Raw genomic sequence first — 21,645 nt, 5'->3', positions numbered from 1 at the left:
CGCTCAGAGCGGGATGACCTCGGCCTTCACTCCGTAGGCGAAGACATCCGTCCACGGAGGCAGCTCCGCGCGGAGCCGCGCGACATCCGCGGTGTCGATCGAGAGGAACTCCTGGACCTCCAGGGGTACCGGCTCCGAACCCTCCAGCTCCAGTTCCAGAGGCCACCCGTCCGCGGGAATGGCGAACAGCTCGGCCGTCAGCTTCTGCTCGTCGGAAGGGAGCGAATCGGAGAGAGACCAGGCCTCGACCCGATCACGTGGCAGGAGAAGGCGAGTGCGGAAGCCTCCGCGCCCGAAGAGACGGAGGCGAACCTTGCGCCGGGTTCCCTCGGAGGGCAGGTGCTCGATGTCGACGCGGAGCGGCGGCACCGGCAGCGTGGTGGCCGGTCCCGAGCCCGCGGTGGGCAACACGCCGAACTGCAGGTTGCGCTCCTGAGTGTCCGACAAGGAGGCCAGGTGGAACGGCAGGGGATCCCACTGGCTGAGCACGAGGGCCCCATGACCCTCGCGTTCCTGGTGCTCGAGCCACAGCCGCTTGGGACGATCCGGGCTGTAGGGCTCCTGGACGACGAGCGCACCGAGCAGGAGGACGGACAGTCCCGCCATGACGAGGGCGGCCCGGCCGAGGCCCGGAGATTCGTGCGCCACCGGTATCAGCGCCAGGTACGCGAGCGTCCCGAGGAGCCCCACCAGCGCGGCGAAGGCGGCATCCAGCGGGAGTTCCAGAGGGAGCCGGCCTCCCATCGGCGCGAAGAACTCGACGAGGCGGAGTCCGGCTTGCGCCGTCAAGATCAGGCCCGGGACGCAGGCTCCGAGCAATAGCGGGAGCCGCCAGCGGGGACTCCACGCCGCGACGGCCAGCCCCACGGCGCCTGGGATGGCCCACCACGTCCCGAGGTAACCAGCGCCGGCCCCAAGCCCGAGGGTGAGGCCGATGCTCAAGAGTGCCCAGATGAGGAATGCGCCCGAGGCTGAAGCCAGCACCTGGGCGTCGGGAGGAGCCTTCGTACTGCGAGCCCACGCTGCGTGGACAGCACTGGCCGCCGCGAGCCCGGCGGACGCGAAGGCCAGCGAGCCCAGTACGGGAGATGCATACCAGCGCAGGGAACTCCGCAGCCCAGGGCCGAGGGCGAAGCCGATCAGCACCGGCACCAGCACCCCCGCCAGGAGCGAGAGGGCCACCACGCCCCACCCCGCCAGAAGGGTTCGCATGGGCAGGGCCGCCCTCCATCGCGCGATGAGCGTGGCCAGCACCACCAGCACCAGCGCCACCAGCGCCACCACGCCCGCCGTCCCCTGTCCGTACACCAGCATCCACCGGCCCAGCACGTCGTAGTAGACGGCAGCGGGCTCCGAGCTCTTGGCCTGGAGTTGCTCGCTCTGGGATAGCTCGCGCACGGTGGCCAGCAGGTTGGCACCCAGGTGCTGGAGGCTGCCCGGCTCCACTCTGTCCACCCGGTCCCGCATGGTGTGGTACGCGTAACCGTTCTCGAACAGAGCCATGCCGAGCCCGGGAAGATCCGCCTCATCGTTGTAGACGCGGAAATCCGTCTCCGAGCGAAGGACGCCCGTGCGAGCCAGATCCTGGCCGATCACCGAAGCGAGCGGGGCCGGGGCGGCTCGCGCATAGGCGGAGAGCACGGGCAGCCCGTGAGGCGAACTCTGGAAGAGAATGGCCCGCCCGCGAGTCCCCACCGAGTCGAGGTTGATGAAGACCCGGGCATCGCGCACCCAGGGATGCTGGACGGCCGCGGCGGCGCCGAGCAGCCCCAGTTCCTCGCCTCCGTTGAGCACGAGCACCACCCCGTGCTCGCGCGAGGAGTCCGACGCGAGGGCCCGCATCATCTCGACGGCGGCGGCGACGCAGAGCGCCGCGTCCCCGGCCCCCACGCTCTCAGGGGGCGCGTCGAAGTGCGTCGAGACGAGCACCGCTCCCGGCCTCTTCCCCGGCAGCCGTGCGAGGACATTGCGAACGGTGAACCCCACGGGCATATCGCGCACGAGCGGATGCGTGCGTGTCTGCGTCGTGGCCTGGATCTCCACCTCGGCCCCAGGAATGCCGCGGAGAACCTTCTCGAGGTAGGCAGCCGCCTGCTCCGCGCCCGGACTCCCCATGACCCGAGGACCGATGTGCCCGGCCAGCTCCTCCAGCACGGGGCGCGCGCGGGCCTCGGAGAACACGTCCGTGGGAGCCTCCGCCGACAGCGGCTCGGGGGGCCGATCCACGAGCCAGGCCCCTCCGGCGGAACCGGCGAGCAGCCCTGCCAGGATGAACCACGTCCAGCGCGCGCTCACCGTGACTTCCTCATGGAGCGCGAGACCCTAGCACCCCTGGCGGATCACTCACATCTTCCCATGCCAGGGGCAGTTCCAGGGGGGCACCGTTCCCCTGTAAAACCCTGCCTCTACTCCTGGAGGACCCCAGCCCATGGATGACACCCGCAAGCGCCTGTCGAATCTCTCTCCCGAGAAGCGACAGTTGCTGATGCGCCAGCTGCGTGAGAAGCGGAACCAGCTCCCGCAGTCCTCCATCCAGGCCCAGCCAAGAGACCCGTCGGACTTCCCGCTGTCCTTCTCCCAGGAGCGGCTCTGGTTCCTGGATCAGCTGGAGCCCGGCAGCGCCTTCTACAACCTGCCGGCGGCGGTCCGCATCGAAGGAGCGCTGGAGGTAGGGGTGCTGGAGGCCAGCCTGGACGAGCTGGTTCGGCGGCACGAGTCGCTGCGGACGACGTTCCACTCCGGAGACGAGGGGCCCGTGCAGCGCGTCTCCGCGCCCCAGCGAGTGCCCATGCGGGTGGTGGATCTGAGCGGGATGCCACCCCCGGAGCGCGAGCCGGAGGCGCTGCGGCTCGCCTCGGAGGAGGCGCTGCGCCCCTTCTCACTGGAGCAGGGGCCACTGCTGCGGGCGTTGCTGCTGCGCCTGGACACGCGGGACTCCGTGGTGCTGCTGACGATGCATCACATCGTCTCGGATGGCTGGTCCATGGGCGTGCTCATCCGCGAGATGGCGCTGCTCTACGAGGCCTTCGTGGCGGGCCAGCCCTCGCCCATGCCCGAGCCGCAGTTGCAGTACGCCGACTATGCCGTCTGGCAGCGAGGGCGGCTCCAGGGGGAGGCGCTGGAGACGCAGTTGGCATACTGGCGGAAGCAGTTGGAGGGCGCGCCGCAAGCGCTGGAGCTGCCCACGGATCGCCCGCGCCCGGCGGTGCAGAGCTTCAAGGGCGCCAACCAGATCTTGCGGTTGCCCAAGGCGCTCTCGCAGTCCCTCAAGGCCTTCAGCCAGCAGGAGGGAGTGACGCCCTTCATGACGCTGCTGGCGGCGTTCCAGGTGCTGCTCTCGCGCTACTCGGGCCAGGAGGATCTGTGCGTGGCCACCCCGGTTGCCGGCCGCACGCGGGCCGAGCTGGAGGGGATGATCGGCTTCTTCATCAATACGTTGGTGCTGCGGGCCCGGCCCGTGGGCGAGCTGTCCTTCCGTGAGTTCGTCCAACAGATCCGCGAGGCGACGCTGGGAGCTTTTGCTCACCAGGAGCTGCCCTTCGAGAAGCTGGTGAATGCGCTCCAGATCGAGCGCAACCTGAGCCGGACGCCGCTGGCGCAGGTGATGCTGGCGTTGCAGAACACGCCAGCAGCGGCTGTGGAGTTGCCTCACCTGAAGTTGAGTCCGTACCTGGTGGATGGGCAGACGTCGCGGTTCGACCTGAGCATCTCCCTGGCGGAGGAGGCAGACAGCTTCGCTGGAGCCGTGGAGTACAGCACGGAGCTGTTCGAAGCGGGGACGGTGGAGCGGCTGTGCGAGCACTACCGGGTGCTGCTGGAGGCAGCGCTGGCCGCTCCCTCCCAGAAGCTGGGCCACCTCTCCCTTCTGTCCCAGCGCGAGCGCCAGGTGCTGCTGTACGACTGGAATCAGACTGAGCGCGATTACCCTCGCACCACCGTCCACGAGGCCTTCCAGGCCCAGGTGGCTCTGCGGCCCGACGCCATCGCCGTCGAGTCCTCCCACTCCCGCCTCACCTTCGCTCAGCTGGAGGCCCGCTCCAATCAGCTGGCTCACCTGCTGCGTCGCTCCGGCGTCGGCCCCGAGTCCCGCGTCGCCCTGTGCCTGGAGCGCTCCGTCGAGCTCATCGTCTCCCTTCTGGCCATCCTCAAGGCCGGCGGCGCCTACGTCCCCCTGGACCCGGACTACCCTCGCGAGCGCCTGGCCTCCATGCTCTCGGACGCCAAGCCCCAGGTGCTCCTCACCACGCGCGCTCTGCTGACTTCCCTGCCGGCGGAGGGGCTCCATACCCTGCTGCTGGACCAGGCCGTGCTCGAGGAGCTGCCCACCTCTGCTCCCCTCAGCGGTGCCTCTGCGGACAACCTCGTCTACATCGACTTCACCTCCGGCTCCACCGGCAGGCCCAAGGGCGTCTGCATCCAACACGCCTCCGTTCTTCGCACCGTTCTCGGCGTCTCCTATGCACACCTGGGGCCCGAGCACTGCTTGCTTCTCATTGCCCCCATCTCCTTCGACGCTTCCACCCTCGAAGTCTGGGGCAGCCTTCTCAACGGTGCTCGCCTCGTCCTCTTCCCTCCTCACCCTCCCGGCGATGTCCACGAGTTGGAGGACATTCTCCTCCGCCACCGCGTCACCACCCTCCACCTCACCTCGGGCCTTTTCACTCAGATGGTGGACTCCCACCTCCAAGGCTTGCGCGGCCTGCACCAACTGCTCACTGGCGGCGACGTCGTCTCCGCTCCTCACGTCCGTCGCGTCCTGGACTCGCTGCACATTCCCGTCACTGCCTGCTACGGCCCCACTGAGAACACCCTGTTCTCCACCTGCCACCGCCTCACCGACTCCTCTCAGCTCGGCTCCGCCGTCCCCATCGGCACTCCCCTTCCCAACTCCCAGGCCTACGTCCTCGATCGCTTCCTCCAGCCCGTACCCGTGGGCGTGGCCGGGGAGCTCTTCGTCTCGGGCGAGGGCCTGGCTCGTGGCTACCTCGAATCTCCCGAGCTCACCGCCGAGAAGTTCCTTCCCAACCCCTTCTCCTCTTCCGGCGCTCGCATGTACCGCACCGGCGACTGGGCTCGCTTCCGCTCAGATGGCGTGCTTGAGTTCCTCGGCCGCGGCGACAACCAGGTGAAGGTGCGCGGCTTCCGCGTGGAACTGGCCGAGGTGGAGGCCGCTCTGCGCTCTCACCCCTCCGTCCGCGATGCCCTCGTGCTCGCCCTGGGGGATGCCTCTCACTCCAAGCGTCTCGTTGCTTATGTCGTCTCCGACGACGCTCAACCCTCCGTCCTGCGCGCTTTCCTCCAGCAGCGCTTGCCGGAGTACATGCTTCCCGCTTCCTTCCTGCGCCTCGACGCCTTCCCACTCACCTCCAACGGGAAGCTCGACCGCAAGGCCCTTCTGGCTCCCGACTCTTCCCGCCCCCAGCTGGCCCTTCCCTACGCTCCTCCCTCCACCCCCCTCCAGGAACAGCTGGCCTCCCTCTGGGCTCACGTCCTTCGCCTCCAGCGCGTCGGCATCCACGACAACTTCTTCGAGCTCGGCGGCGACTCCATCCTCAGCCTCCAGCTCATCTCACGCGCTCGCTCCGCTGGCCTCCACTTCACCGCCAAGCTCCTGTTCCAGCACCAGACCATTGCCCTGCTGGCCCCTCACGTCTCCTCCTCCTCCTCACTCCAGGAACAGGGCCTCGTCACCGGAGAGCTGCCTCTCACCCCCGTCCAGCGCTCCTTCCTCCTCTCCTCCCAGCCCTCCTTCCACCACTTCAATCAGTCCCTCCTTCTCGAGCTCAAGCAGCCTCTTCAGCCTCACCTGCTCGAACAGGCCCTGCTCTTCCTTCTGCGCCACCACGACGCCCTGCGCCTGCGCTTCTCTCGCTCAGGCTCCTCCTGGAGCCAGTTCAACTCCGGCCTCGACGCTCCCTTTTCTCTCTCCCTCTTCGACTTCTCTTCCCTCCCTTCCTCCGAGCACTCCTCCGCCTTCCTCTCCGAGGCCTCTCGCCTTCAGTCCTCCTTCTCTTTGGACTCCGGCCTGCTCTTCCGCGCCGCTCTCTTCTCCTTCGGCCCTTCCTCTCCCTCTCGCCTCCTTCTCATCGCTCACCACCTCCTCGTCGACTCCTTCTCCTGGCGTCTTCTCGTCGAGGACCTCGAAGCCCTCTACCTCCAGTTCCTCCACGCCAAGCCTCCCTCTCTTCCTCCCAAGTCCTCCTCCTTCCTCTCCTGGGCTCACCGCCTCCTCTCCTTCTCTTCCTCCTCCTCCCTCTCCTCCGACGCCCACTACTGGCTCTCTCTCCCCCTCTCCTCACTCGCCCCTCTTCCTCGCGACGCCTCGGGGCCCAACTCCTTCTCCTCTTCTCGCTCCCTCTCCTTCTCCCTCGACCCTGACTCCTCCCGTCTCCTCCGGCTCGAGGTGCCTCAGTCCTTCCGCTCCTCCCTCCAGGACGTCCTGCTCACCGCTCTCGCACTGGCTCTCCACTCCTGGACGGGCAGCTCCTCTCACCTCATCACTCTCGAGTCTCACGGTCGCGAGGACCTCTTCCCAGATATCGACCTCTCGCGCACCGTCGGCTGGTTCTCCTCCCTCTTCCCCTTCCTCCTCCACTCCTCTCCCTCCTCCTCTCTCCCTGACGCCCTGCGCTCCGTCCGCGACAGCCTGCGCTCCGTCCCCTCTCGCGGCCTGTCCTTCGGCCTGCTTCGCTTCCTTCGCGACGACGAACTCTCCTCTCGCCTCGCCTCTCTCCCCTCTCCTGAAATCTCCTTCAACTTCCTCGGCCAGCTCGCTTCCTCCTCCTCTGACTCTTCCCTCTTCTCTCTCTCCTCCGAGCACTCCGGGCCCTCTGTCTCTCCCGACTCGCTGCGCTCCCACCTCCTAGACATCTCCGCCGTCTTCCTCTCTGGCCAGCTCCACCTCTCCTTCACCTTCAGCCACAACCTCCACTCCTCCTCCTCCATCCAGGCCCTCGCTCAGGCCTTCCTCTCCTCTCTCTCTTCCCTCATCTCCTCTCGCTCTTCTCCGGACGCTCTCCGCTACACCCCTGCCGATTTCCCTCTCGCCTCCCTCTCTCAGCCCGCTCTCGCCTCCCTCCTTCCTCCGGGCTCTCTCGCCGAGGACCTCTATCCCCTCTCTCCCATGCAGCAGGGCATGCTCTTCCACTCCCTGCTCGCCCCCTCCTCCAGCGTCTACTTCGAGCAGTTCTGCTGGAGCATCCACTCGCCTCTGCATCTGCCTCTCTTCCGTCGCGCTTGGGAGATGCTGGTCGAGCGCCACGCCATCCTCCGCACCTCCTTCCACTGGGAGGGCCTCTCAGAGCCCGTCCAACTCGTTCACCCTCGCGCGCAACTCCCCTGGCAGGAACTCGACTGGCGCGGCCTATCCCCTCAGGAGCAACAAGCCCGCATCGAGTCCTTCCTCGCCGCGGACCGGGCGCAGGGCTTCGATCTCCGGCGCCCTCCGCTGATGCGCCTGTCTGTCTTGCGCCTCGCGGACGGAGTCGTTCGCCTGGTCTGGAGCCAGCACCATCTGCTCCTCGACGGTTGGAGCATCGGCATCCTCATCCGCGAGCTCTTCGTCCTCTATGAGAGCCTCCTCTCGAGCCAGGCTCCCGTGCTCGCGGCGGCCCCGGCCTATCGCGAGTACATCGCCTGGCTGAAGCAACAGCCGCTCGATCGCGCGGAGACGTACTGGCGCGAGGCACTCCGCGGCTTCACGGCCCCTACCCCGCTGCCGGGCGCTACCGCTTCACGCACGGGATCCGCCGGAGACAAGAGCCGCCAGAGCCTCGTCCTCTCCGCCTCCGCGACCCAGGCCCTGCAGTCCTTCGCGCGCCAGCACCAGCTCACCCTCAACACCCTGATGCAGGCCAGCTGGGGCCTGCTCCTGTCTCGCTACAGCGGTGAGTCCGACGTCGTCTTTGGCATCACCATCTCGGGTCGTCCGCCGGAGCTTGCCGGTGTCGAGTTCATGGTCGGCCTCTTCATCAACTCGCTCCCGTTTCGCGTCCGGCTCGCGGACTCCCAGGCTGTGCTCCCCTGGCTCAAACAGCTCCAGCAGCAACAGCAGGAGCTCACCCAGTACGAGCAGACTCCTCTCGTCACGCTCCAAGGATGGACCCAGGTTCCTCGCGGCACTCCCCTCTTCGAGAGCCTGCTCGTCTTCGAGAACTTCCCCGTCGATGCCACCGTCCGCGAGCGAGGAGCAAGCCTCGATGTGCGCGACGTCGACAGCCTCGACCGCACCAACAACCCGCTCGATGCGCTCATCACTCCGGGTCCTCAGCTCGGGCTCCACCTGACCTACGATCCCTCTCGCTTCGACGCCTCCACCATCGAGCGGTTGCTCCAGCAGTGGTCCGCGGCGCTCGACGGGCTCATCGCCCGGCCGGATCAGCGGCTGGCCGACATCTCCCTGCTGACGGAAGCGGAACGCCGGCGGGTGCTGGTGGAGTGGAACAACACCCGGTCGGACCTGCCCAGCGAGCTCGGCCTTCCGCAGTTGATCGAGGAGCAGGTAGCGCTCACACCCGATGCGGTGGCGCTCGTCTTCGAGGGCAGCTCCCTCACCTACCGCCAGCTCAACGCCCAGGCCAATCGCCTCGCGAACCACCTCCGCACCCTGGGCGTCGGCCCCGAGGTGCGCGTCGGCCTCTACCTGGAGCGCTCGCTCGAGATGGTGATAGCCATTCTCGCCGTGCTCAAGGCGGGCGGCGCCTACGTTCCCCTCGATCCCTCCTATCCCTCCGAGCGGCTCGCCTTCATGCTCGAGGAAGCCGCGGCACCGGTACTCCTCACCCAGCAAGCGCTGCAAGCCCGCCTTCCTCCCCACTCCGCCGCCGTCCTCTGTCTCGACGCGCCACCTCCCGAGTTGGCCCTCTCCTCGGACTCGAACCCCGCTCCGCTCGCCTCGACCGACCTCCTCGCCTACGTCATCTTCACCTCGGGCTCCACGGGCCGTCCCAAGGGCGCGATGAACTCCCACCGCGGCATCGTCAACCGCCTGCTGTGGATGAAGCGCGCTTGCTCCTTCGGCTCCTCCGACCGCTTCCTCCAGAAGACTCCCTACAGCTTCGACGTCTCCGTCTGGGAGTTCCTCCTTCCTCTGCTCTCCGGCTCGCGCCTCGTCATCTCGCGGCCCGGCGGACACCAGGAGCCTGCCTACCTCTCCCGCCTCATCTCCGAGCAGGCCGTCTCCATCGTCCACTTCGTCCCCTCGATGCTTCAGGCCTTCCTCGCAGAGCCGGGGCTCGAGCAGTCATGCCGAAGCCTCACGCGCATCGTCTGCAGTGGTGAGGCCCTCTCACCCGAACTGGCCGCTCGCTGCTTCGAGCGCCTTCCCTTCGCCTCCCTCCACAACCTCTACGGACCCACCGAAGCCGCCGTCGAAGTCTCGGCCTGGGAGTGCAAGCCCGGTGAGCGCTCCGTTCCCATCGGCACTCCCGTCGACAACACCCTCTTGTACGTCCTCGATGCCCAGCTCCGCCCGCTCCCCGTGGGCATTCCGGGCGAGCTCCACATCGGCGGCATCCAAGTGGGCCGTGGCTACCTGCGACGCCCTGAGCTCACCGCCGAGCGCTTCATCCCGGATCCCTTCTCCGATGTGCCCGGCGCCCGGCTCTACCGCACCGGCGACCTCGCTCGCTTCCGTCCTGATGGCGCCATCGAGTACCTCGGACGCATCGACTTCCAGATCAAGCTGCGCGGCTTCCGCATCGAGCTCGGTGAGATCGAGTCCACGCTCATCAGCCATCCCGACGTGCGAGAAGCCGTCGTCTCCGTCCGCGAGGACGTCCCCGGCGATCAGCGGCTGATCGCCTACGTCGTCCCTCAGCAGGGCGACGCTGTCGACTCCGTGGCCCTGCGCACCTTCCTCGCGCGGTCTCTCCCCGAGTACATGGTGCCTTCCGCCTTCATCTCCCTGAAGGCACTGCCGCTCAACGCCAACGGCAAGCTCGACCGCAAGGCGCTCCCGGCTCCACAGACAGGCTGGACCGCGTCCACCGAGTACGTCGCGCCCCGCACTCCAACCGAGGAACTCGTCGCCACCCTCTTCGCCCAGGTGCTGAACACCCCGCGGGCCGGCGCGCATGACAGCTTCTTCAGCCTCGGCGGCCACTCCCTCCTCGCGACCCAGCTCGTCTCGCGCGTCCGCGCCACCTTTGGACTCGAGCTGCCGCTGCGCACCCTGTTCGAGCTCCCCACCGTCGCCGAACTCGCGGCGCGCATTGACGCCGCGTCCTCGGGCGAGCAGGCCCCCACGCTGCCCAGGCCCGTCCCGCAGCCTCGTACCGGAGCCCTGCCGCTCTCCTTCGCCCAGCAGCGCCTCTGGTTCCTCCACCAGCTCGATCCCAACAGCCCCGCCTACAACCTCCCCGCAGTGCTGCGTCTGGAGGGAGTGCTCCAACCCCACTGTCTGGAGCGCGCCTTCTCCGAGCTCGTCCGCCGTCACGAGTCCCTCCGCACCCGCTTCCTGTCGGACGACGGCGCTCCCTTCCAGCACATCGCTCCTCCCGCGCCCTTCCCGCTCCCGCTGACGGATGTCTCCTCACATCCGGATCCGGAGGCCGAGGCCCTCCGCCTGGCGACCGAGGCCGCCGCCAGACCTTTCGATCTGTCCACCGGCCCCCTGCTGCGCGCCTCGCTGCTGCGACTCCGTCCGGATGCGCACGTCCTCGTGTTCGTGATGCACCACATCATCTCGGATGGCTGGTCCTTGACCGTCCTCATCCGTGAAGTGGCCACGCTCTACGCCGCCTTCTCCTCGGGAGAGCCCTCTCCATTGCCCGAGCTGCCGCTCCAGTACGCGGACTACGCCACCTGGCAGCGCCAGTGGTTGCAAGGCCAGGTGCTCGAGACCCAGCTCGCCTGGTGGCGCGAGCATCTGGCCGGTGCCCCCGCCCTGCTCGAGCTGCCCACCGATACACCCCGTCCAGCCATCCAGTCGCACCGCGGAGACACGCTCTCCTTCACCCTCTCGCCGCGGACCTCCCGGGCCCTGAAGTCCCTCGCGCTCCAGGAGCGCGCGACGCTCTTCATGACCCTGCTCGCCGGGCTCGACGTCCTGCTCTTCCGGTACTCCGGGCAGGAGGACATCTCCGTGGGCTCGCCCATCGTCGGGCGCAGGCATGCCGATCTCGAGAGCCTCATCGGCTTCTTCGTCAACACGCTCGTCCTCCGCAACCGCCTCTCGGGCGAGCTCACCTTCCGTGAGCTCCTCTCTCACGTCCGAGACACCACCCTGTCCTCCTTCGCCCACCAGGACGTTCCCTTCGAGCGCCTGGTGGATGCGCTCCAGGTTCCGCGCAGCCTGAGCCACTCGCCGCTCTTCCAGGTGATGCTCACCCTGCAGAACCTGCCGGACGAGGCCCTTCGGCTCCCGGGCCTCTCCCTGCGCCCCGTGTCCACCCCCACCACCGTCTCCCGGTTCGATCTCTCCTTCACCTTCTTCGAGACCCAGGAGGGGCTCGCCGCCACGCTGGACTACTGCGTCGATCTCTTCGCTCCCTCTACCGCCCGCCGCATGGCGTCCCACCTGGGCGTGCTCCTGGACGCGATCTGCGCCAACCCCGACGTGCGCCTCTCGGAGCTGCCGCTGCTCACCGAGGCGGAGAAGCAGCAACTGCTGATCGACTGGAACGCCACGAAGGTGGAGCGCCCGGAGGGGCTGCGCCTGCACGAGCTCATCGAGGCGCAGGTGGAGCGCTCGCCCGAGGCCACCGCACTCTCCTACGAGGGGCAGAGCCTCACCTATCGGCAGCTCGACGATCGCGCCAATCAGCTCGCCCGTTACCTGCGCGCCCAGGGCGTGGGGCCGGAGGTCTTCGTCGGGCTCTGCGTGGAGCGATCCCTGGAGATGGTGGTGGGCCTGCTGGGCATCCTGAAGGCCGGCGGCGCCTACGTGCCCATGGACCCGTCGTACCCGCGGGAGCGCCTCGCGTACATGTTCGAGGACTCCGCCCCCGCCGTGCTCCTCACACAGCAGCGGCTGGTGAGCGCCCTTCCGCCGAGCCGCGCGCGGGTGGTGTGCCTCGACTCCGGCTGGGAGGAGATAGCCCAGCAGTCCGCGGAGCGCTTCGACTCCGGCGTGACAGCCAGCAACCTGGCCTACCTCATCTACACGTCAGGCTCCACGGGCCGGCCCAAGGGCGCCATGAACACCCACGGCGCCATCTGCAACCGCCTGCTGTGGATGCAGGAGGCGTATGGGCTCACCGGCGAGGATCGCGTCCTGCAAAAGACGCCGTTCAGCTTCGACGTCTCCGTCTGGGAGTTCTTCTGGCCACTGATGACGGGGGCGCGCCTCGTGGTCGCCATCCCGGGTGGACACCAGGATCCCACCTATCTGGTCCGGACGATCTCCGAGCAGCGCATCACCACGCTGCACTTCGTCCCATCCATGCTCCAGGCCTTCCTGGAGGAGCCCGGGCTGGAGTCCTGTGCGGTCATCCGGCGGATCATCTGCAGCGGTGAAGCGCTGCCGGCGGACCTCCAGCAACGCTGCCTGGAGCTGCTGCCCGCGGAGCTGCACAACCTCTACGGCCCGACGGAGGCCGCCGTCGACGTCACCGCATGGGCGTGCCAGCGGGGTGACACGCGGCACTTCGTCCCCATTGGCCGTCCCATCTCCAACACGCGGATGCACGTCCTGGACGCGAGCCTCCGCCCGGTGCCTGTGGGAGTGCCAGGCGAGCTGTTCATCAGCGGCGTGGCCCTGGCCCGCGGCTACCACGCTCGGCCCGAGCTCACCGCCGAGCGCTTCATCCCGGATCCCTTCTCCTCGCTCGCCGGGGCTCGCATGTACCGCACGGGCGACAAGGCCCGCTGGCGCGAGGACGGCTCGATCGAGTTCCTGGGCCGCCTCGACCACCAAGTGAAGCTGCGCGGCTTCCGCATCGAGCTGGGCGAGATCGAATCCGCCCTCACCACGCATGCCGGGGCGCGACAGGCCGTGGTGACCGTGCGCGAGGATGCCCCGGGCGTCAAACGCCTGGTGGCCTACGTGGTGCCTCCTGCCGGCGAACAGCCGCCCGACTTCGCCACGCTGCGCGACTTCCTCCGGGAGAAGCTGCCCGAGCACATGGTGCCTTCGGCCATCGTCACGCTGAAGGCCCTGCCGCTCAACTCCAGCGGGAAGGTGGACAGGAAGGCGCTGCCCGCGCCGGAGCTCTCCCGCTCCGAGCCGCGCGCCGCCTACGTCGCTCCTCGCAACGAGGTGGAGCAGCGCCTGTGTGACATCTGGGCCCAGGTGCTCGGCCTGAAGCGGGTGGGCATCCACGACAACTTCTTCGAGCTGGGAGGCGACTCCATCATCAGCCTCCAGGTCGTCGCGCGGGCCCGCCGGGCGGGCCTGTTGCTCACCGCCCGCCACCCCTTCCAGCATCAGACCATCGCGCAGCTCGCCCTGGTGGTGAAGTCCTCGTCCGAGCCGCAGGGCGAGCAGGGGCCTGTCACGGGTCCCGTGCCGCTCACCCCCGTTCAGCTCCAGCTGCTATCGGAGGACCCGGCGCACGCCCACCACTTCAACCAGTCAGTGCTCCTGGCGTCGCGAGAGCCACTGGAGCCCTCCCGGCTGGAGAAGGCGCTCCAGCATCTGCTCTCCCACCATGACGCCCTTCGCATGCGCCTGCGACAGCACGAGAGCAGCTGGACGCAGGAGAACGCCAGCCCCGAGGAGATCTCCTTCCGTCTGATCGAGGTGGACCTCTCCTCCACATCCGCCGCCGAGCGGCTCGAGGCGCTCGAGGCCGAGGCCGCCCGTCTCCAGGCCAGCTTCGTCCTCTCCGATCCGCCCCTGCTGCGCGCCGCGCTCTTCCACCTGGGCGAGGGCCAGCAGCGCCTGCTCCTCATCATCCACCACCTGGTGGTGGACGGCGTCTCCTGGCGCGTGCTGCTGGAGGATCTCGAGGCCTCCTACCTCCAGCTCCAGCAGGGCCTTGCGGTGACGCTGCCGGCCAAGAGCACCTCCTTCCAGTCCTGGGCGCTCCGCCTGCGGACGCACGCTCACTCCAAGCCCTTGCTGGCCGAGGCGCCGCTCTGGTTGGAGGAGGCCCGAGCCCAGGTGGCCCCACTGCCCACCGACTTCTCCGGGTCCAACACCCGCGCCTCCGAGCGCTCCCTCACCGTCTCCCTCGGTGCCGAGGAGACGCGACTGTTGCTGCAAGAGGTGCCCTCCGCCTGGCGCGCTCACATCAATGACGTGCTGCTCACGGCCCTTGCCCAGGCGCTCTCCGAATGGACCGGCCAGCCCCAGACCCTGGTCCACCTGGAGGGCCATGGCCGCGAGGAGCTCTTCAGCGGCGTGGACCTCTCCCGCACCGTGGGCTGGTTTACCTCCTTCATCCCCGTGCTGCTGCCTCTGCCTTCCGGGGGCTCGGTCGGCGAGTGCTTGCGCTCTGTCCGCGACTCGCTGCTCCGCCTGCCTCACAACGGCATTGGCTTCGGCCTCCTCAAGTGGCTGGGTCCGCCTGAAATCTCCCAGCGGTTCCAGGCCCAGCCAGTGCCCCAGGTGGCCTTCAACTACCTCGGACAGCTCGACGCCACGGCCACCTCCAGCCGCCTCTTCTCCCTGGCCTCCGAGCCCTCCGGCCCCGGCATCTCCCCGTCGAGCCCGCGCCCCCATGTGCTGGAGATCAACGGCTCTGTCTTCGACGGGCGGCTGCAGCTCGCCATCGGCTACAGCACGCAGCTCCACCGCGCCGCCACCATCGAATCCCTGGCCCAGCGCATCCTCCACCACCTGCGCGGGCTCATCGCCCTGCGCACCTCCGAGGACGCCCGCCGCTTCTCTCCAGGAGATTTCCCCCTGGCGGCGCTCTCCCAGGGCTCCCTGGAGCTGCTGCTGCGGCAGACCGGTCCCGACATCGAGGATGTCTACCCGCTCACCCCGATGCAGCAGGGCATGCTCTTCCACGCCCTGCTCTCTCCCGAGTCCTCCGTCTATATCGAGCAGCTCTCCTGGACGGTGACCTCGGCGCTCGACCTGCCGGCCTTCCTGCGCGCCTGGAGCGCCTGCCTCCAGCGCCACACCATCCTGCGCTCCACCTTCCATTGGGAGGAGCTCAACGCGCCCCTCCAGGTGGTGCACTCGCACGTCGAGCTGCCCTTCGAGCTGCTCGACTGGAGCGCCGTGCCGGCCTCCGAGCAGCCCTCCCGCTTCGAGCAACTCCTGAGCGATCAGCGCCAGCGTGGCTTCGATCTGCGCCGCGCCCCGCTCATGCGGCTGACGGCGGTGCGCATGGCCGATGGCAGCCTGCGCTTCCTCTGGAACCACCACCACCTGCTGATGGATGGCTGGAGCCTCGGGCTGCTCATCAGTGAGATCTTCTCCCTCTACGAGTCCTTCCGCTCCGGCAGCGCTCCGCAGCTCTCTCCCAAGGCGCCCTTCCGGGACTATGTCGCCTGGCTGTCGCGCCGGGACGCCTCCGCCGACGAGGCCTACTGGCGCTCGTACCTGGAGGGGTTCTCCTCTCCCACGCCCCTACCCACGGACACCCATGCGGTGGCACCCCAGGGCCACCCGCCCGAGCACCACACACTCGAGGTGGGCCTCTCCCCGGAGGCCACCACCTCTCTGCAGGCCTTCGCGCGCCAGCACCAGCTCACCCTCCATACGCTGACCCTGGCCGCCTGGGCGTTCGTCCTCTCCCGCTACAGCGGCGAGCAGGATGTGGCCTTCGGCAACACCGTCGCGGGCAGGCCTCCCGAGCTGCCCGGGGTCGACACCCTGGTGGGCCTCTTCATCAACTCGCTGCCGACCCGTGTCCGTCTCCCCACAGGCAGTTCGCCCCTGCTGCCCTGGCTCCAGTCACTGCAAAGCCAGCAGCTCGAGCAGCGCCAGTACGAGCACTCTCCGCTCAACCAGGTCCAGGCCTTCAGCCAGGTGCCGCGAGGCACTCCACTCTTCGGCTCGCTGCTCATCTTCGAGAACTACCCGGTGGATTCGTCGCTGGCGGACGCCTCGCCCTCGCTCCAGGTGCGCGACCTCCAGAGCTTCGAGCGCACCAACTATCCCCTCACCCTCTTCGTCCTCCCCGGGGCTTCGCTGCGCCTGCGAGCCGTCCACGAGATCCCCCGCTTCAAGCCCTCCTCCATGCAGCGGTTGCTGGAGCACTGGCGCACGGCGCTGCAGACCCTGAGCTCCTCCTCCCACCTGGACGGAATCTCCCTGCTCTCGCCCGAGGAACGCCACCGGGTGCTGGTGAAGTGGAACGACACCGCCACCCGCTTCCCGGCCGACGCCTGCATCCATCACCTCTTCGAGGAACAGGTGGAGCGCACGCCTGCCGCGCCCGCCCTCTGCTTCGAGGGCTCCTGGCTCACCTATCGGGAGCTCAACCAGCGCGCCAACCGGCTTGCTCGCGCGCTGCGCGACCTGGGCGTAGGTCCGGAGAGCCGCGTCGGCGTCTACGTCCACCGCTCGGCGGAAATGGTGGTGGCCCTGTTGGGCATCCTCAAGGCCGGAGGCGCCTACGTGCCCATGGATCCGACCTGGCCGCGCGAGCGCCTGGGCTACATGCTGGAGGACTCCGGCACGCGCGTGCTCGTCACCCAGGCCGGGCTGGAGGGGGGGCTGCCCTCCTCGGACACGGCCGTGGCGCGCCTGGAGGTGGACTCGCCCACCCTGGCCTCGGCGAGCGGTGACAACCTCTCCGGCGGAGCGGCGGCCGACAACCTGGCCTACATCCTCTACACCTCGGGTAGCACCGGCCGGCCCAAGGGAGTGCAGGTGCCGCACCGCACGGTGTCCAACTTCTTCACGGCCATGGACGCCCGGCTCCAGGTGCCTCCCAACGGTGTCTGGCTGGCCGTCACCAGCATCTCCTTCGACATCTCCGTCCTGGAGCTGCTGTGGACCCTGTCGCGTGGCTTTGGCGTCGTGGTGCAGAAGGACACGCTGGGCGCGGACTGGCTGTCCGAAGTCATGCGCCGCCACGCGATCACCCACCTGCAGTGCACGCCGTCCCAGGCGCAAGCCCTCATGTCCGATCCTGCAGCGGCGGATGCCCTGCGCCACCTGAAGCAGATGCTCGTGGGCGGTGAGGCCCTGCCCACGGAGCTGGCGCGCCAACTGGTGCAGCGCGTCCCCTCGCTCCTCAATATGTACGGCCCCACGGAGACCACCGTCTGGTCCTCCAGCCACGCCGTCACCCGCTCGGAGGGTCCCATTCCCCTGGGCCCTCCCCTGGCCAACACCCAGCTCTACGTGCTCGACGAGCGCATGCAGCCGGTGCCCCTGGACGTCCCGGGAGAGCTCTACATCGGCGGAGAAGGCGTGGTGCGCGGCTACCTCGGCCGTCCGGAGCTCACCGCCGAGCGCTTTCTGCCCGATCCCTTCCGCTCGCGCCCCGGCTCACGCGTGTACCGCACGGGCGACAAGGCCCGTTGGCGCGAGGATGGCTCACTGGAGTTCCTGGGCCGCCTCGACAACCAGGTGAAGGTGCGTGGCTTCCGCATCGAGCTGGGAGAGATCGAAGCAGTCCTCTCCGCGCACCCCGAGGTGCGCCAAACCGCCGTCGTCGCTCGCGATGACAGCTCCGGCTCCAAGAGGCTCGTCGCCTACGTCACCGCCCGCTCGGCACAGGCCCTGGACACCTCCACCCTGCGCGCCTTCCTCGCGCGCTCCCTGCCCGAGTACATGGTGCCCTCGGCCTTCGTGCTCCTCGACGCGCTGCCCCTCACTCCCAACGGCAAGATCGATCGCAAGGCCCTCCCGGCCCCGGATCTCGAACTGAAGCGCTCCCGAGAGTACGTCGCCCCCCGCACCGAGACCGAGCGGCGACTCGCGAAGCTCTGGTCGGATGTGCTCGGCCAGCCCCGCATCAGCGTCCATGACACCTTCATCGAGTTGGGCGGAGACTCGCTCAACAGCGTGCGCATCGCAGCCCTGGCCAACCAACAGGGCCTTGCGCTCCAGGTGCGGCAGATCTTCCAGCACCCGACGCTGGAGCAGCTGGCCACCGCGCTCGATCAGGGGAGCGCGGCTCCGCGCTCGGCCCTGCCCTCGAGCAGCCTGGAGGTGGACAAGGAGCTGCCCATCCTCCCGCAGCAACAATGGCTCGTGCAGACCTTCGACGTGGAGACCCAGCCCTGGGCCACGACGATGGGCTGGGATCTCCCGGAGAACACGAGCCTGGAGGTGCTGCGGGCCAGCCTGGCCTTCCTGCATCAGCAGTACGACGTGCTGCGCATGCGCTTTCGCCGGGGCGAGGGCGAGTGGCGACTGCTGATGCTGGCCTCCGCCGGTGAGCCCAGCATCACCGAGATCGATCTCAGCGGCCTGGAGCCTCAGGCCCAGCCCGAGGAGATCATCGAGGCCGCCCGGCGGCTCTTGATGAGCCTGAGCATCGTCCAGGGGCCGGTGCTGGCGCTGACGCTGTGTCGGCGGGGGCATGGGCAGCCCGACAAGCTGCTCCTCAGCATCCACCACTCCGTCTATGACGCCTACAGCCTGCCGCTGCTGTTGGAGGGCCTGTACCAGACCTACGCGAGGATCGGCTCGAACGAGCCGCCCCAATCGCTCGAGGTGAGCGCCTCCTACCAGCAGTACGTCCAGGCCATGGCGGACTACCGGAGCTCCGAGGCGATGCGACGAGCCCGAGCCTTCTGGCTGTCCGAGTCCCGCCTGCGGCGCCAGGAGCCCATGCCCGTGGATTTCGAGGGAGGCATCCACACGGACCTCAACTCTCGGCGCCTCGAACTCTCACTCCCGCCTGGGCTGGCGGATCGGCTGTCGGAGTTCATCCGCTCGGTCCCGGGGGTGTCCTTCAACGATCTGCTGCTCTACGGCGTGGCGCGGTCCTGGTCCCGTTGGGCGGGTGGACGGGCGTTGCGCATGGACGTGGAGAACAACGGCCGAGGCGGACTCCTCGAAGCCGTGGACCTGTCACGCACCGTCGGCCCCACGACGATCAAGCTCCCGGTCCTCTTCGACGTCCCCGCCACGCTGCAGCCGAGCACCGCCTTCGAGGCGACTCGGAACATCGTGCGAGAGACCCTCTCCCACGCCATGGGCTACGGGCTGCTGCGCTACTGCTCGGAGCCGTCCGTCGGCGAGCAACTGGCTGCGTGTGGCTCTCCGCAGGTCTTCTTCAACAACCGCGGAGCGGCCCTCACGAGCGTGCAGCAGGGCGGTTCCCCGATGGGCGCTGGCGAGTCATTCACGCTCAAGCGCCCGGATGGTACGGCGAACGTGATCTCCTACGATCTGATGATCGAGTGCGACGGCGCTGGCTCCGACTTCCGGATGAGCTGGGTCTACAGCTCGGAGCTCCACCGAGAGGAGACCATCCACGCGCTGGCCAGCGGCGTGTTCGACGCCTTGAACGAACTCGCTTCACCGCCCGGTCGCTCAGAACATATCAGCTAGGCTCTGCTCGCCAGACACTCTATCGTCCGTCCAGGGAGGAAGGGATGAAGATGGGGTGCTGGCGAGGACGTGAGGGGCTGTTGCTGCTCGTGCTCATCCTGGCAGCGGCAACCGCCGAGCCCGCTCCAGAGGCCAGGCCCAGACTGGAGCTGCTGGGAGCACATCCCATCGAGGGCCTGAAACTGCCCCTCCATGAACCCGCGCTGAAGCGGTCGCTGACCATCCAGTCCACGACTGCCGCGCCCGTGACCGCCCTGAAGGTCGTTGTCTCCCCGCTCCGGGACAGCACCGGCCAGCTCTGGGAGGCTCAATGGGATCTGGGAGGCAAGGGGCAGGACACCCCGGTCTCCGTGGCGGCGTATGGGAGCGTAGCGCTCGAGGTCCGGGCGGAGCTCCCCGCGACGGGAACGTATGTCGGCGACATCTTCCTCCTCTATGGAGAGGGAGAGTCCCCTGCGAGCGTGCCCTTCATCGTCACACGCGGCCCCAAGCTCCTGTCCGTGATGGTGAAGGAGCTGTTGCCCGTGGAGGCGACAGCGGAGCCGATCGGCACCAGCAAGGCGACGCTGAGGTTCGCAGTCGAGGAGACCTCCGGTCAGGACGTCCTCCTGGAGCCACCAGTGGTGGTCGGCCTGAGCCGGATCTCGCGAGCGGCGGTCAAGTTCCAGGCACCCGTTCAGGTCACGGTCCCCGAGCCGCTCACCCTCAAGGGCGGAGCCGCCAGGGAACTCCAGCTTGAACTCTCGGGGCTGGCCGGCGCGGGGGAGTACCAGGGAAAGCTGCTCCTCAAGAGCGAGGGCGCGCAGGCGGTGGAGAGGGAGGTCCGGTTGTTCCTCCGGGAGCCCTGGTGGGTCGCCTTCCTGTTCATCACGGTGGGCGTGGGCCTCTCCTTGTTCCTTCGCTGGGTCGTCCAAGGCCTCCAGCCGCGCCTGGAGCTGCAGCAGTCCGTGCTCCTGCTCCGGCAGGATCTCGCGCAGGAGGCCCAGGCGTGGGAGCCGTTCGAGCCACTGGAGCATCAGGTGCTCACCGCCGTGCTGAGCGAGGCGGATCGACTGAACACACGGATCGCGACCGGCGCGACGAAGCAGCCCCAAGCACTGGCGAACCTGGCCGTGCTCAAGAGCAAGCGCGAGCTGCTGCCCGTATGGGTGGAGATCCGGCGTTACGTCCGAGGAGTGCGCCCCGTCCAGCTGCAGGCACCCCACCTGGACCGGCTGAGCGTGGCGGAGCGACGGCTCCTCGATGCGCAGGCGAAGGCGGAAGAGCTCGACCAATCCCGCGAGGAACTGGGCAAGACGCCTCTGGAAGTGGTGCAGTCGGTGCGCGAGGAGCTGAAGAAGTCCCTGGATGCGCTCGAGACGGAGGTGAAAAAGCACCGGGACACGCCCCTGGGCCGCAAGCTGGACACGGAGGTCGTTCCTCACCTCGAGACAGCGCGGCGACACCTGGCCGTCAATGAGTTCCCTCAGGCCTTCGAAGCCTATGAGCAGGCTCGCCGCGCCTACCTGAAGCTGCTCGTGGAGCAGCTGAACTCCCAGCTTCCCGTGGATGCGCCTCTCGGGTTCTCGAAGGAGGCCTGGGAGGAGCTGCGCAGGCGGGTGCTGGCGGAGCTGGAGGCGGCACGCACACCGAATGCCAACCTGGAGGCGGCCTTCGAGGCGTACACGCGGGCGCAGCGACTGTTCCTCTCCGAGGCCGCGCGCGCGCTGATCGACGGGATTCCGAGCCTGCAACAGCGGGTGGAGGCGAGCACCGAGATCAGCAAGGAGGCCAAGGCAGCCAGCAAGGAGCGGCTCGAAGCACTGAAGCCCCGGCTCCAGGAAGTCGCACTCCATGCCCAGGACGGCAGGGTGGTCGAAGCCGCCGCGGCGTATGAGGAGATCCGCCGCACCCTCCAGAAGGAGCTGGACGACGTGAAGGTCCGAAGCATCTTCAAGCCACTCCAGGTGAACGGACCGGGGCTGGCCGCTCTCGTGCCCGCCCTCTCAGAAGGCTCGAGCAGTGCTCGCCTCGGGGTGCTGGCGAGGCCACTGGATCTCCAGTCGGTGACGCGCTGGCGGTGGAGCCTCGCGCTGGCCGTCTCGGGCTTCCTGTCGCTCGTCGTGGGTCTCCTGGGCGTCCTGGCGCTGTGGGCCGGAGATCAGACCTGGGGAGGCTTCAGCGCATACGCCACGGCCTTCCTTTGGGGATTGGGCCTCCACCAGGCGACCTTCACCACCTTCGCCGGGCTGGCCGAGGCTCTCGTCGGGAAGAAGGCGTCCCCCTGAGGGTAGCCGCGAGCCGGGCCCCTCATG

General features: G+C 68.4%; 3 protein-coding genes. 2 read left to right on the top strand and 1 reads right to left on the bottom strand.

Features of this window, described 5'->3' with window-relative positions; genetic code table 11:
• Positions 1 to 3: 3 nt before the first annotated feature.
• A complete protein-coding gene (locus KY501_RS08480) occupies positions 4 to 2,295 on the bottom strand; it encodes a M28 family peptidase (protein WP_224362166.1) in 2,292 nt (763 codons plus the stop codon).
• Between the two features lie 133 nt (positions 2,296 to 2,428).
• Here KY501_RS08480 and KY501_RS08475 point away from each other — a divergent pair, with 133 nt between their 5' ends.
• Positions 2,429 to 19,351, top strand: coding sequence for a non-ribosomal peptide synthase/polyketide synthase (locus KY501_RS08475; protein WP_224362165.1), 16,923 nt, complete (start codon positions 2,429 to 2,431; stop codon positions 19,349 to 19,351).
• A gap of 44 nt (positions 19,352 to 19,395) precedes the next feature.
• Complete coding sequence (locus KY501_RS08470) at positions 19,396 to 21,618, top strand: hypothetical protein (protein ID WP_224362164.1); 2,223 nt, start codon at positions 19,396 to 19,398, stop codon at positions 21,616 to 21,618.
• The last annotated feature ends 27 nt before the right edge of the window (positions 21,619 to 21,645 follow it).

The sequence above is a fragment of the Hyalangium versicolor genome (genome assembly GCF_020103695.1).
Lineage (GTDB): Bacteria > Myxococcota > Myxococcia > Myxococcales > Myxococcaceae > Hyalangium > Hyalangium versicolor.
The sequence above is the reverse complement of the archived record's forward strand: the minus strand, read 5'-3'. Positions and strand labels throughout refer to the sequence as shown.